Raw genomic sequence first — 14,652 nt, 5'->3', positions numbered from 1 at the left:
TCGTCCGATGGACATCGAGTGGGCTAAAGACGGTATCGATGGCAAGTTATATATCGTACAAGCACGTCCGGAGACGGTGCAGTCCAACCAAAAAGGGCAAGCGATCGAACGCTTTGCACTACAAGACACCAGTGCGGTGGTCTGTGAAGGTCGTGCGATTGGTCAGCGCATCGGTAAAGGTGTGGCACGCGTATTGGATAGCATTGACGAGATGGACAAAGTCCAACCTGGTGATGTGCTGGTTACTGATATGACCGATCCGGATTGGGAGCCTATTATGAAGCGCGCGGCGGCTATCGTGACCAACCGCGGTGGTCGTACATGCCACGCGGCTATCATCGCTCGCGAGTTAGGCATTCCAGCGGTTGTAGGCTGTGGTAATGCAACTCAGCTGATTAGCAATGGCCAAGCGGTTACCGTGTCATGTGCAGAGGGTGATACCGGGTACATCTACGAAGGCGAGCTTGACTTTGAAGTCACTGAGTCGCGCGTTGATGCAATGCCGGATTTACCATTAAAGATTATGATGAATGTTGGTAACCCGGACCGTGCTTTTGACTTTGCTGGTTTACCGCATGCGGGTGTAGGTCTTGCACGCCTTGAGTTTATTATTAATCGCATGATTGGGGTGCATCCCAAGGCATTACTTAACTTTGACGATCAACCAGATGCGTTGAAAGCAACGATCAGCACCATGATCGCCGGTTATGAATCACCTCGTGAATATTATGTAGCGCGTCTTGCTGAAGGGATCTCAACCTTAGCCGCGGCGTTTGCACCGGAGCGCGTTATTGTTCGTATGTCAGACTTCAAGTCGAATGAATACGCAAACTTAGTGGGCGGTAGTCAATACGAGCCGGATGAAGAAAACCCGATGCTCGGTTTCCGTGGCGCATCACGCTATATCTCAGAGGAATTCCGCGATTGCTTTGCACTCGAATGCGAAGCGATTAAGCGTGTACGCAATGAAATGGGTCTAAGCAACATCGAAATCATGATTCCTTTCGTACGTACGTTAGAGGAAGGTCGCCAAGTTATCGATTTGCTTGAAGAGCAGGGACTGAAACAAGGTGAGAACGGCTTGCGTGTGATCATGATGTGTGAACTACCATCAAACGCACTATTGGCCGATAAATTCCTTGATATGTTCGATGGCTTCTCAATTGGTTCGAATGATTTAACCCAGCTAACGTTGGGACTGGATCGCGACTCGGGCTTAATCGCGCACTTATTTGATGAGCGCAACGACGCTGTTAAAGCATTGCTTGAAATGGCCATTAAAGCGGCTAAAGCACGTGGTAAGTACGTCGGTATATGTGGTCAAGGTCCGTCAGATCATCCTGACTTTGCTCAATGGTTAGTCGAGCAGGGAATTGATTCGGTTTCGCTTAACCCTGACACTGTTATTGAAACTTGGATGTACTTATCAGAACAACTGTAAGAGGACTATAAAACGTTATGACACAACTCCCTAAGTTAGACGCCAAGCGCGCACTGCCGTCGTTGTATCAGGCATATATTGGTGAGCTTGAACAGTCAGATTTTAGTGGGGAGATTGATGTCACGTTTTCAGGGCGGCTCATCGCGGCAACAGATAACAGTGTTTATCAACAGTTGCCGCAGGCCGTCCTTTATCCTGTCAACGAAGCCGACATTCAAACGATACTGAAACTCGCAGCTCAAGATGAGTTTCATTCAGTGACATTTTCCCCTCGAGGCGGTGGTACGGGCACTAACGGACAGTCGTTGACGCCGGGCATTGTGGTGGACTTAAGTCGCCATATGAATCGCGTGTTGGAAGTCAATGCGGATGAAGGTTGGGTGCGTGTACAAACCGGCGTGGTAAAGGACCAGCTTAACGACGCGTTGCGTCCACATGGCTATTTCTTTGCACCGGACTTATCAACCAGCAATCGTGCCACGCTCGGCGGCATGATTAATACGGATGCATCGGGCCAAGGCTCGTTGGTATACGGTAAAACCAGTGATCATATTTTGTCGTTACGCACGGTGTTGCAAGGTGGTGAGCTGTTAGCCAGTGAACCGGTCGACTTACAGCAGGCACAAACTTACAGCGAAGTCGATTCGCGGGTGGGGCGGTTATATAAACAAGCACTCAATACCTGTGTGGGTATGCGCGAGGCGATAGAAGCCAAGTTTCCGCCGTTAAACCGCTTTTTAACCGGGTATGACTTAAAACACACGTTCGATGCAGAGCATAATACGCTCGATCTCTCGCGCCTGATCGCAGGCTCAGAAGGTACGTTAGGCTTTGTCACTGAAGCAAAACTCAACATCACACCGATCCCCAAATACCGTACTTTAATCAACGTAAAGTATTCTGACTTTCAGGCAGCGCTGAACAACTCACCGTTCTTAGTTGAAGCTGAAGCAACATCAGTAGAGACCATTGATTCCAATGTATTGAATTTAGCCCGTGAAGACATCATCTGGCATAGCGTTTCTCCGCTGTTAGAAGAGGTGGAGGGGCAGGTCATGAATGGCATCAACATGGTCGAGTTTGCCGCGACGGACCAAGCTGAAAACCAGCGTAAAATTGATGCGCTGTGTAAACGTCTAGATAAGCTTATTAAAGCTAAAGATAATAAAGGGGTGATCGGGTATCAAATATGCGATGACCTAGAAAGTATCCAAACCATTTATGCGATGCGGAAAAAAGCGGTCGGATTATTAGGTGCGACCAAAGGTGCGCGTAAACCGGTTGCTTTCGCAGAAGACACTGCGGTGCCTCCCGAGCAGTTGGCCGCGTTTATAATGGAGTTTCGCGATATATTAGATGATGCCAGCCTCCATTATGGAATGTTTGGTCACGCCGATGCAGGGGTGTTGCACGTGCGTCCCGCGCTGGATTTAACTAATCCAGATGATGAAGTAATATTGCGCGAAATTAGCGATAAGGTAGCTGCATTGACTGCTAGATATGGCGGCTTGATGTGGGGAGAGCATGGTAAAGGCTACCGCTCAGAGTATGCGCCGAAATTTTTTGGCGAGGAGCTTTATGAAGAACTGCAAAAAGTAAAAGCAGCGGCCGACCCGTTTAACCAGTTTAATCCAGGTAAAATCGCTACTCCGCTTAACAGCGAAGCGCAGTTAGTTTCTGTTGATGCGCAAAAGCGTGGGTATTTTGACCGTCAAATTCCGATTGAGACACGTGACTACTACGACAATGCCATGAGTTGTAATGGAAACGGGTTATGTTTTAATTACGATACCAAAGCAGCAATGTGTCCTTCGTATAAAGTGACACGTGATCGTCGCATGTCGCCCAAAGGACGCGCGTCATTGATGCGTGAATGGTTGCGCTTAACTGCGGAACAAAATTATCGCGCAGATAAACAACCGGGTGACGAAGTATCTTGGTTTGAAAAATGGCGAAACCGCAACGATTCGACAGATGACTACAGCCACGAAGTCAAAGCGTCAATGGACAAATGCTTGGCGTGCAAAGCCTGTACTAATCAATGCCCGGTGAGCGTGGACGTGCCAACATTTAAGGCTGAGTTTTTACAACATTACTACTCAAGATACCCACGGCCTATCAAGGATCATTTAGTACGAAGCGTTGAGAGTACCGCTAAGATAGGCGCGAAATATCCCAAGTTTAGTAATGCCATTATCAAGAATCCACTGAGCAACTTTTTCTTGAAACAAGTTGTGGGTTATGTCGATACGCCCGCATTTTCAGTGCCTAACTTGGTTAAACGGTGGCAGGCGTCAGAATTCCGAGTCGCGGAGCCGAGTGAGCTCGCCCAGTTACCAGTAGAACAGCAACAGCAGCTGGTGGCTATCGTACAAGATCCTTTCACCAGCTTTTATGAAGCTGAGATCGTGCATTCTTTCGCGCAACTCGCTGCTCGTCTGGGTTATCAACCTGTATTGATACCCTTTGTAGGACAGGGTAAAGCTCAACATGTGAAAGGCTTTTTATCGGAGTTTAAGCAAACGGCTGAACGTGTTTATGAATACCTAGCGCCCTTGTTCGATACCGAAATTGAACGCGTGGGTGTTGATTCGTCCACCGCATTGGTATTCCGCGACGAGTATCACCACGTGTTAGGTGATAAAGCTGAAGCATTGAACGTGCAAACAGTCATTGAGTGGTTACAGGGCAAGGCGGAGAAACTCGAACTCGAGAGCAGTCATCGCCGTTACGGTTTGCTGTTACACTGCACCGAGCAGAGCTTCATTCCCGAGTCAGCAAAGCACTGGCAGGCGCTATTTACCAGTGTTGGCTTACAGCTCGATATTGTCCAAGCGGGCTGTTGTGGTATGGCCGGAACATTTGGGCATGAACGCAGCAACTTGAAAGAGAGCATTGCGTTGTATCAAATGGATTGGGCTGAAGCGGTTAAACAGTACGGAACGAGTGGTATTACGGCGACTGGATTCTCTTGTCGCTCGCAGGTGAAACGTTTGGAAGGCAAGCGGGTGAGACACCCGCTCGAAGTTATTCTGAGCTACCTTAATCACTAAGGTAGCTCGTTGCGCTGTTATTTTTTCGCGTTAGCGATGATTTCGCGCGCCATCTCGTCGGCCAATTCGCCGGTTGGACGGTTTTCTTCATTGGCACGTGCAAAGAGCTTATCGAGTGTGTTGTAGATATCACGCACACGTTTGTCAGTCTCTTCAAGTGAGAAGTTAGCCGCTTCAGAACAAACGTGGATAACACCACCTGCGTTAATGACATAGTCAGGTGCGTATAGAATACCCATGTCTTTAACTTTCTGGTCGTGTGCTGGAGTCGCTAACTGATTGTTCGCACTACCCGCGATGATCTTCACTTTTAACTGCTTAAGCGTTTCGTCGTTAATCGTTGCACCGAGTGCGCATGGCGCGTACACGTCAGCGTCGACGCCATAGATTTCGTCAAGACCCACAACCTGTGCACCGAGCTCATCTTTAGCTCGTTGCATAGCGTCTTCATTGATGTCCGTTACGATCAACTTCGCGCCTTCTTTTGCACAGTATTCGGCAAAGTCATAACCAACAGCACCTAGACCCTGCACTGCAATCGTTACGCCATTAAGGTCATCAGAACCTAAACGGTGTTTTGCTGCAGCCTTTAGGCCTAAATAAGTACCGAGTGCGGTATGAGGCGATGGATCGCCTGCTTTATCTGCAGTACCAGCAACATGGTTCGTTTCTTTAGCAACGATATCGATATCCGCAGTACGAATGTTGACGTCTTCAGCGGTGATATATTTGCCACCTAAGGTTTCAATGAAACGACCGTAAGCACGGAATAGGGCTTCACTTTTAATGGTTTTAGCATCGCCGATGATCACAGCTTTACCGCCACCTAGAGGAAGGCCAGCCATGGCGCTTTTATAGGTCATACCACGTGAAAGACGCAGCACGTCGGTTAATGCTTCAGCCGATGAAGCGTAATTCCATAAACGCGTACCGCCCAAGCTCGGGCCGAGCGTTGTATCGTGAACGGCAATAATAGCCTTAAGGCCAGACTCTTCATCATGGCAGAAGGTTACTTGTTCGTGATTATCGAATTCAATATGCTCAAATAGAGACATGAATTTCCATCCTCATTGGTTTTCAAAATTGCGCGCACATTACCACTTGGAATGTTAACGCGCTACTAAAAAACAAAACTAAAATCGTTATTCAAACGGGTGTTTAGCAACTGATGTTTACAGTTGACGTAAACGGCAACTTGTTAACAAAAATTAGTCAATTAAAAGTTCGATAACACCCTGATTGACTAACCATGCCAGTAGCTCTCGGCCGCACATATCAACGCAAAGAGGCGCCAATTCAGTAATCGCTTTTTCGTCCGAAAGCTCTGCAAGCTGTTTGGCCAGAGCATCGGCTTCAGTCGTCACCGTAAACAACTCACCGTTAGCAAAGTACTGTGGTTTATCAAAATGCTTCAGCAAGTGCGAACCTGGTGTACGAACGACGGCTGCATTATCCATCGTTAGCAAGGCTGGCACTTGTTCGGCTACCATCGGCAACTCGGGTTCAGGAAGAGGGCGCTTGCTCATCGACTGAGCACGTAAAATGAGCTCATCAAAATCGCTCGATTCAATCGCTGATTTAAGGAGTTGCTTGACGTGACTTAGCTGCGCTTCAGTTACGATATGACTTGGGTTATCACTCAAAAGGTTCGGATCGGTGTAACGTTGTTTAAGTTGCTCAGTCTGTAATGCCATGTCAGCGAGCTGAGCAAGCCATTCGGCCTGATTCGGCGCGCGGAAACCAACCGAATAATTGAGACAAGGTTCAAGTGCGATACCATCATGTGGGCAGCCGGCTGGAATATATAGAACATCACCGGGTTCTAATACTTCATCGATGACCGCATCAAAGGACTCTTTGATCTGCTTGAGATCCTCGCACGGATAAGTGGGCGTAGTCGACTGACGTGCACCCACGCGCCAATGACGACGACCCGCACCTTGCACAATAAACACATCGTATTCGTCAACGTGTGGTCCAACGCCACCGCCTGCAACGGAGAAGCTCACCATCACATCATCAATGCGCCACTCGGGTAAAAAACGAAACGCCTGCAACAGCGAGTGGACATCGGGCATCCATTCATTGACCGCTTGCACGAGTAACGTCCAATCCTCTTCGCCGAGTGATTCGTACTCTTCGAAAGGGCCGTGAGACACGGACCAGCTTTGATCTCGATGCTCGATAATACGAGCATCAACGCCATCTTCCATGGCCAGCCCCGCTAAAATCTCGGGTTCAATCAAGTCAACGTTGGCGAGCCCACGCTTAAACAAGCGCGGGCGCTGTTGCCAGTCAGAGTCTAGAAAGGCTTGCTTATCGACATTCTGTAAGTGCATTACTTGAGCTCGTCTACAAATGCTTCGGCACGACCAATGTAGTTCATCGGAGACATCGCTTTCATTTCATCTTTCGCGGCTTCAGGGACATCGAGCGCATCGATGAAAGCGACTAAGTCAGCCGGCTTAATACGCTTACCGCGTGTGAGCTCTTTGAGTTTCTCGTACGGCTTTTCAACACCGTAGCGACGCATCACCGTTTGTACGGGCTCGGCCATCAACTCCCAGTTTGCATCTAACTCGGCTGTTAATACCGATTCATTGACTTCAAGCTTGCTTAAACCTTTCAGCGATGCATGATAAGCGATCACCGCGTGGGCAATACCGACACCTAGATTACGCAATACGGTGGAGTCCGTTAGATCACGCTGCCAACGTGAAATAGGCAACTTCTGCGCGAGGTGACTCATAACTGAATTGGCGATGCCTAAGTTGCCTTCGGAGTTTTCAAAATCGATTGGATTTACTTTATGCGGCATGGTTGAAGAGCCCACTTCGCCGGCAATCGTTTTCTGTTTAAAGTGGTTAAGTGCAATATAACCCCATAAGTCTCGATCAAAGTCGATTAGCACGGTATTAAAGCGTGCGACCGCGTCGAACAATTCGGCGATATAATCATGCGGTTCGATTTGGGTGGTGTAAGCGTTCCAAGTCAGGCCTAAAGAAGTCACGAACTGTTCTGAAGCCTGGTGCCAATCAACATTGGGGTAAGCCGCTAAGTGTGCGTTGTAGTTACCCACTGCACCGTTGATTTTCCCCATCAGTGCGACTGCGCGCACTTGCTCAAGCTGACGTTGCAATCGTACAGCGACGTTAGCAAACTCTTTACCCATAGTAGTTGGTGTCGCCGGTTGGCCGTGGGTACGCGCCATCATTGCTACCGAGCGGTATTCACGTGCTTTTGCTTTTACTGTGTCGACAATTTCTTGCATGACAGGCACTAAGACGTCGTCACGCGCGGCTGTAAGCATTAAGCCATGTGATAGGTTGTTGATATCCTCTGACGTGCAAGCAAAGTGAATAAATTCACTGACTTTGGCTAATTCAGGCAAGTCAGCGACTTTCTCTTTCAACAAGTACTCGACCGCTTTAACGTCATGGTTTGTTGTGCGCTCTATTTCTTTTACACGCTCAGCATCTTCAACGCTGAATGTTTCAACGATCGCATTGAGGCGTTGATTCGCTTCATCGCTGAGTGGAGCAACTTCTTTAATGCCCTCATGCTGAGCCAACATTTGTAACCAACGCACTTCGACAGTCACGCGGTATTTGATTAGGCCATATTCACTAAATATGGCGCGTAATGGCTCAACTTTACTGGCATAACGCCCGTCAACAGGCGAAATAGCCGTAAGGGTTGAAAAAGGTAACATATCCAAAGTTCTCCAAGTTAAACAGTTTAAGTTATGCGCTTACGCTAAGTAGTTCAGTAACGGCCGCCAGCATACGCTTGCGTCCAAATAAAAACTGACGTCGTTTACCACCCACTTGTTGCCACAATACGGCACTACGCACACCTGATAATAGTAGGGCGCGAACGAGGTGTTGATGGGCCTCTTGCTGCAGGATCTGCGGGCTACCATTAACTTTAATGGGCTGTCCTAGGGGGCTGATGACTTCACGATAAATCGAAGCTAAGCTCGCCGTTACATGGTGTTTGTCAAAGCCGAACTCATAATATTGGCGGCCAACTTGGTGCAAACGCTCGGCTAATAAGTCAAGAGACTTGGGCTGGCTTAGCAAACGTCTAGATAGGTGAACCATCCCCACCATATAGCGAGTGATCTCAAGGTCACGCTGAGCATTATTGCGAAATTGTTGAGCGAGTAAAATCAATCCTGGCCGTACCCCTTCAACACCACCATACACCGCTTCTGTTGATTCGGGTTCTAAATTAAGCACGCTATTAAGTAAGGTATCCACGACCGCTTCGTGATGCACCCGACCCGTCCGTGCCGCCTGTTGCACGGCGATGGCGGCTTGCGCCATGCCCGCTAGAGCAACAACGCGTTGTTGCCAATCGTTCATAAACGAACCTCAAAATCGGTAATACGTTGCTCAATGATACCGCCACCTAGGCAGACCTCGTCGATATAGAACACTGCCGACTGTCCAGGCGTTACCGCTGCGACAGGTTCGTCAAATACGACTTCGATACGTCCATCTTCAGCGGGTGTGATTTGACATGGAATATCCGCCTGGCGATAGCGCGTTTTCACAACGCACCGTAATGGTTCACTGATTACCTCTCGGCTCACCCAATGTAGCTGGTTTGCAACTAAGCCTTTTGAGAACAAACGCGGGTGATTTTTGCCTTGAGCAACCACAAGTACGTTGCGTTCGACATCTTTATCAACGACATACCACGGGTCATCGCCGGCATCAGCTAAACCACCTATATGAAGCCCTTTACGCTGGCCTATGGTATGATACATCAGACCTTCATGTTCGCCGAGTATGTCACCATCGACACTCTCGATCGTACCAGGCTGAGCAGGGAGGTATTGTTGCAAAAAGTCCTTAAACTTACGCTCACCAATAAAACAGATACCCGTTGAATCTTTTTTGTCGGCAGTGACTAGACCTTGTTCTTCGGCAATACGGCGCACTTCGGGTTTTTCGAGCTCACCCACAGGGAACAGGGTCTGTGCGACATGCTCATGACTCAACGTATAAAGAAAATAGCTCTGATCTTTATTATTATCTAAACCGCGTAACAACTGCCACTTTCCGTCACGTAAGGCGCGTCTTACGTAATGACCGGTAGCAATGTAGTCAGCACCTAAGGCTTCTGCTGCAAATTCCAGAAATGCTTTAAATTTGATTTCTTTGTTGCACATGATGTCAGGGTTAGGGGTTCGACCAGCTTTGTATTCCTCTAAGAAGTGCTCAAACACATTGTCCCAATATTCCGCAGCAAAATTAACGGTGTGTAGCTCAATGCCCAGTTTTTCGCACACGGCTTCTGCGTCGGCGAGATCATCGGCGGCGGCACAATATTCATCGTCATCATCCTCTTCCCAGTTCTTCATAAACAACCCTTCGACTTGATAGCCTTGTTGAAGAAGCAGGTAGGCGGATACGGAAGAGTCTACACCGCCAGACATACCGACGATGACTTTGGTTTCACTGGGTTTTTTTTCGGACTCAGTCATGATTCTTTGTCTCTGTTACTACACGGAACGCTGGTGGCAGAGTTTACCACACTGGAGGTTCTTCACGCCATTCTCCAGGCTGTAATCCCGCCAACTTAAATGGACCAATTTGAGCGCGGATTAATCGGAGCGTAGGTAATCCTACGTGAGCTGTCATACGGCGAACCTGACGATTTTTACCTTCGGTAATTGATAGGCATAACCATGAATCGGGCACTGTTTTCCGCTCGCGCACTGGTGGGTTGCGCGGCCACAAACCTGTAGGCTCATCAATAGTAAAAACGTGTGCAGGCTTGGTAAGTCCGTCGTTTAATTCACAACCATTACGCAATGCTGCTAATTGCGCTTCATCGGGAATCCCCTCAACTTGCACCCAATAAGTCTTAGCAACTTTATACTTCGGGTTAGCAAGCCGTGCCTGATAGACACCATCATTTGTCAGCAACATTAAGCCTTCGCTATCTTTATCAAGGCGACCGGCAGGATAAACATTAGAGTGTGGTACGAAGTCCTTTAAGGTCACGTCGTCAGGCTCGCCGGAAAACTGGCTGAGTACGCCATAAGGTTTATTCAGTAAAACCAGTTTCGGATTTACCGGACGAGGACGTCGCGGACTGCGCTTACGTCGAGGTTGATTGGGCATAAATTTCCTCAGCTACAGAATCGATGGTAAAATCGATGATTGGTGTCAATTATATCAAATGTTTAGAGCTTAATGGGGTCGAAATTGCAGCAAAATGAATCAAAAGAACAAATGATTGTAGGCGGCGATTTAGCGGAAGCGTTAAAGGGAAATTACCGTATTCACGTGGTGCAGTGGGTTAAGGAGGCGTTCGCTATTACAGGACGTCATTTTTGGCCGCTGGTCACTGCGATGATCAGTTTCCTCGCTTTGCTTCTAGTTGTGGTCACGATTATCCAAATGGTGATGCCCATGTCGGTCCTTTCATCACCCGAGGCTGTTAATAACATGACGCCCCTACAAAGTTTGGGTTTGGCATTATTTAGCACGGCGATTGCTGCGCCGTTATTTGGCGGCATCATACTGATGGGGATACGTCACAGTATTGATATACCGACCAAGGGTTTGCATATTTTTAAGGGTTTTGAGTCCGTGACAGCGCTCATTGCTACAGGGGTTATCACCACTTTGATCTCGCAACTATTTGTCTGGTTGGCAGCAAGTATTTCGCCTTTAGTGGGCTATGTAGTCGTGCTCTATACGTCAGCCATTTTCTGTTTAGCACTACCTTTGGTTGTTGAGCGGCGCATATCGCCATTGAACGCAATTTACTATTCGATCCGTATTACACATTATCATTTACCATTTTTTATTGGCCTTACATTTGTTTTTTATATCGTATTTATCATGGGTCTCATTACATATGGCTTATTGCTTTTTGTTCTGATCCCTTATTTAGTGAACTTATTAGGTTTAGTTTATCGCCAAATCGTCGGTGTTAGTGTGCGTTTGCAACCACCTTCACAATCAAACCAATCCGACGACTGGACTGCTTAAAGGAGCTCGAATGCGAAAAAAATTATTCATCATTTTCTTTATTTTGGTATGTATTGCCGCGTTGTTATTACCGTTTTTCAGTAAATATGAGAAGCCAATAGGCGAAAGGGATGTCGCGAGTCATGGTTTACCGCCAGTGCCCACATTGGAACCGCGTACTGAAATTCCTAATTTTGATGAGTTCAACGACGTAAAAGAGAAAAAGAAGGAATTTTTTCGCTATCTACTACCTATTATTGAGGCCGAAAACTTACGTATTTTGCATGAACGGCAACAGCTATTTGCTATCGAAAGTGCGTATAGTCGAGGGTTTGAAAACGAGCAAGATAAAAAGCAACTTGCGCGCCTTGTAGACTATTACGAAGTTGACCCAACGCTCGAAAGTGCGCAGCAATTTGAGGTACTTAAGCGTCGCGTTGATATCATTCCGACCATGATGGTTTTGGTACAAGCGGCGAACGAGTCAGCCTGGGGCACCTCAAGATTTGCGCAAGAGGGACTGAACTTATTTGGCCAATGGTGTTATCGCGAAGGCTGCGGTTTGGTTCCCGAACAACGACCTGACGGCATGAACCATGAAGTGGCGAAGTTCGACCACGTCGCGCAGTCAGTTCGGAGTTATATGCGTAATATAAATACTCATAACCCATACCTAGAACTGCGCCAAATTCGTGAAGTCATGCGTGAACGTGATGAGCAAGTGCGAGCGATTCCGTTACTCAGTGGTTTGCATAGTTATTCCGAACGCGGACAAGAGTATATTGATGAGCTTAAAGCTATGATTCGGGTCAATCGGCCGATCGTCGATGCGATCATCGAGCAAGATGATGCGGCGGCGGAACAATCCGCCACCACGGCGAATTAGGCGATCTGTGTAATTTGAATAGCTGAAGAAATTGGCTCGTCGTCATCTTCGGGTGTGAAGGATTGATTAAAAGAAGGCGCATCGAACGCGGTGTCGCCTTCTTTTGTTTCTACGCCCGTGGCTTTGACCGCATCAAAGTTAAATAACTCATTATCCACCAAATGAGACGGTGTGACGTTTTGCATCGCTGTAAAGATACTCTCGATACGTCCAGGGAATTGACGATCCCACTGATTCAACATCATTTTGATATTTTTACGCTGGAGATTTTCCTGTGAACCACACAAATTACACGGAATTATTGGAAACTCCATTGCCTCGGAGTAACGTGCAATATCTTTTTCGCGGCAAAAAGCCAACGGACGGATTACCACATGCTCACCATTGTCACTGACTAATTTAGGTGGCATCGATTTAAGCTTACCGCCGTAAAACATATTTAAAAAGAGTGTTTCTATCATGTCATCGCGGTGGTGGCCCAATGCAATCTTTGTTGCGCCGAGCCGTTTTGCTGTTTTATACAAAATCCCGCGACGCAACCGTGAGCACAACGAACAAGTCGTCTTACCCTCGGGAATCTTGTCCTTTACGATGCTGTAGGTATCTTCTTCAACAATCTCGTAATCGACGCCGATGCTATCGAGGTAATTAGGTAACACATGCTCAGGGAAACCGGGTTGTTTTTGGTCTAGGTTAACCGCAACAATATCGAAATGAATGGGTGCGACACGTTTCAGGTACATTAAGGTATCAAGTAGTGTGTAACTATCTTTGCCGCCCGACAGGCAAACCATGATCTTATCGTTATGCTCGATCATCGAAAACTGTTGAATCGCCTTTCCGGTTTCTCTGCGGATGCGCTTTTGCAGTTTGTTAAAACCATACTGTTTTTTCGCTTCAGTGCGCTCCGTTTGCATACCCATTCGTGCCTATATTAGTGTGTTCAAAAATAGGGCGCGATTATAGCGAACCCCCTTGTATTATGCCACTGGCGATTTAAAGTCCGCAGGCTTAATGGCAAGGACATCGCAGTTAAGACGCTCAAGCACATGTTCAGCCGTATTACCTAACAAAGCAGCGGAAAAGCCTGTTCGGCCCTTTGTGCCAAGCACTACGAGTTCAGCATCAAGTCGTTTAGCTAAGTCGGGAATCACTTGTTCGGGAAGGCCTTGTTCAACGTGTTGTTGCGAGATTGGAATGTGGTGTTTGCGGGCGAAATTCGCCATAGCGTTCTTGTGATGTCGTTCTAATTCGTCACTGTATTGGGTCACGTCAAACTCTGGAATCTCAACCGCTACGTTAATAGGTGCGGTTGGGTAGGCATTGACTAAATGCAAACTGGCATTAAGAACTTGCGTAATCGCTTGTGCTGTATCAACCACGCGGTCATTAAGCGCCTTGTGATCCTGTTCCTCTGAACCACTGTGGATGGCGGCTAATACTTGCCCATGCTGTGGCCACGCATGTTCTTTGACTAGCAAAACCGGGCAGGGGGCTTTTCGTAATAAGTGCCAGTCTGTCGGCGTAAACAATAGGTTTTGAAAGCTAGGCTGGACTTGTGTCGCTTTAACGAGTAAATCGGCTTCAAGCTTTTGCACATGTTCAATGATTGCCTCAAATGGACGATTGTGCCATACCACGGTGATATCGATATCAACACCTTCGGTATCGAAACCTTCAAGTAAGTCGGTGACCCACGCTCGACGATCAGCGATTAAATTGGTGCGCATGGTATCGCGCTCATCGCGCGACAACATTGTTGTCATTTCGTAAGAGAAATCATAAATAGAGAGAAATAGGCTGATTTTTGCTTGTGTTAAGCGCGCGATATGCAATGAGCGATTAATCGCCTTGTGTTCTTCATCTGCGGGGTCAACCACGACGAGAATCCGTTTGAACCGTTCCATGTTATTCTCCCACATGCATAATCAATGATAGATACCATCAATTTAGCGTAATAATGGGTGCTATACCAGTGATCAGCATCAACCGTGTAGCAACGCTTTGATTACGATCAAAAGCGACCATAGGCCGTAGATAAGCATCATTACGCCTAAGGCTGTTCTCACCCCTTGGCTTCTAAATAGTTGCGCAACATGCTGACTAATTAGCCCAAGGCCAACCATTGCGGGAAACGTGCCTAAAGCAAATAAAGCCATGTATCCAGCACCACTAGCGGCACTCCCCGAAACTGCAGCGTAACTTAAAGCACTGTACACTAAACCGCACGGCAACCAGCCCCAGAACATGCCCGCAAGGTAGGCAGGTAGTAGTCCTTGC

At 47.5% G+C, this 14,652-nt stretch carries 13 protein-coding genes; 4 read left to right on the top strand and 9 right to left on the bottom strand.

Going from position 1 to position 14,652, the window contains the following annotated elements; genetic code table 11:
- The coding region (gene ppsA / locus B2X00_RS02270) for a phosphoenolpyruvate synthase (RefSeq protein WP_290485939.1) at positions 1 to 1,441 on the top strand (1,441 nt) is incomplete at its 5' end.
- Between the two features lie 17 nt (positions 1,442 to 1,458).
- Positions 1,459 to 4,494, top strand: coding sequence for a D-2-hydroxyglutarate dehydrogenase YdiJ (ydiJ, locus tag B2X00_RS02265; RefSeq protein WP_290485938.1), 3,036 nt, complete (start codon positions 1,459 to 1,461; stop codon positions 4,492 to 4,494).
- Between the two features lie 17 nt (positions 4,495 to 4,511).
- Here the strand turns inward: ydiJ and B2X00_RS02260 are convergent, their stop codons facing one another.
- The 6 genes from B2X00_RS02260 to B2X00_RS02235 form a co-directional block, all read right to left on the bottom strand.
- On the bottom strand, positions 4,512 to 5,549 hold the full coding sequence (locus B2X00_RS02260) for a Glu/Leu/Phe/Val dehydrogenase dimerization domain-containing protein (RefSeq protein WP_290485937.1): 1,038 nt from the start codon (positions 5,547 to 5,549) through the stop codon (positions 4,512 to 4,514).
- Positions 5,550 to 5,702: 153 nt separating this feature from the next.
- Positions 5,703 to 6,833, bottom strand: a complete 1,131-nt coding sequence (locus tag B2X00_RS02255; protein ID WP_290485936.1) for a cupin domain-containing protein — start codon at positions 6,831 to 6,833, stop codon at positions 5,703 to 5,705.
- Positions 6,833 to 8,206, bottom strand: a complete 1,374-nt coding sequence (purB, locus tag B2X00_RS02250; RefSeq protein WP_290485935.1) for an adenylosuccinate lyase — start codon at positions 8,204 to 8,206, stop codon at positions 6,833 to 6,835. Before purB ends, B2X00_RS02255 begins: the two co-directional genes overlap by 1 nt.
- A gap of 31 nt (positions 8,207 to 8,237) precedes the next feature.
- A complete protein-coding gene (gene hflD / locus B2X00_RS02245) occupies positions 8,238 to 8,861 on the bottom strand; it encodes a high frequency lysogenization protein HflD (RefSeq protein ID WP_290485934.1) in 624 nt (207 codons plus the stop codon).
- Positions 8,858 to 9,988, bottom strand: coding sequence for a tRNA 2-thiouridine(34) synthase MnmA (mnmA, locus tag B2X00_RS02240; RefSeq protein ID WP_290485933.1), 1,131 nt, complete (start codon positions 9,986 to 9,988; stop codon positions 8,858 to 8,860). The genes hflD and mnmA overlap by 4 nt, the downstream gene beginning before the upstream one ends.
- Before the next feature lie 43 nt (positions 9,989 to 10,031).
- Positions 10,032 to 10,631 carry a pseudouridine synthase gene (locus tag B2X00_RS02235; protein WP_290485932.1) on the bottom strand — a complete coding sequence of 200 codons (600 nt, stop codon included), beginning with the start codon at positions 10,629 to 10,631 and terminating at the stop codon, positions 10,032 to 10,034.
- A gap of 84 nt (positions 10,632 to 10,715) precedes the next feature.
- Here B2X00_RS02235 and B2X00_RS02230 point away from each other — a divergent pair, with 84 nt between their 5' ends.
- Positions 10,716 to 11,507, top strand: a complete 792-nt coding sequence (locus B2X00_RS02230) for a hypothetical protein (RefSeq protein ID WP_290485931.1) — start codon at positions 10,716 to 10,718, stop codon at positions 11,505 to 11,507.
- A gap of 10 nt (positions 11,508 to 11,517) precedes the next feature.
- Positions 11,518 to 12,372 (top strand): glucosaminidase domain-containing protein, encoded by an 855-nt coding sequence (locus tag B2X00_RS02225; protein WP_290485930.1) that lies wholly within the window; start codon positions 11,518 to 11,520, stop codon positions 12,370 to 12,372.
- Here the strand turns inward: B2X00_RS02225 and ttcA are convergent.
- The 3 genes from ttcA to B2X00_RS02210 all read right to left on the bottom strand — a co-directional run.
- Positions 12,369 to 13,289 carry a tRNA 2-thiocytidine(32) synthetase TtcA gene (ttcA, locus tag B2X00_RS02220; protein WP_290485940.1) on the bottom strand — a complete coding sequence of 307 codons (921 nt, stop codon included), beginning with the start codon at positions 13,287 to 13,289 and terminating at the stop codon, positions 12,369 to 12,371. The two genes, B2X00_RS02225 and ttcA, sit on opposite strands and share 4 nt — an antisense overlap.
- Before the next feature lie 63 nt (positions 13,290 to 13,352).
- On the bottom strand, positions 13,353 to 14,279 hold the full coding sequence (uspE, locus tag B2X00_RS02215) for a universal stress protein UspE (protein WP_290485929.1): 927 nt from the start codon (positions 14,277 to 14,279) through the stop codon (positions 13,353 to 13,355).
- Positions 14,280 to 14,357: 78 nt separating this feature from the next.
- Positions 14,358 to 14,652: sulfite exporter TauE/SafE family protein (locus tag B2X00_RS02210; protein ID WP_290485928.1), on the bottom strand; the 295-nt coding region annotated here is incomplete at its 5' end.

It is taken from the genome of Idiomarina sp. UBA3162 (assembly GCF_002364475.1).
Taxonomy (GTDB): domain Bacteria; phylum Pseudomonadota; class Gammaproteobacteria; order Enterobacterales; family Alteromonadaceae; genus Idiomarina.
Note: the sequence above shows the minus strand (reverse complement) of the source record. Positions and strands in the feature narration are given on the sequence as shown.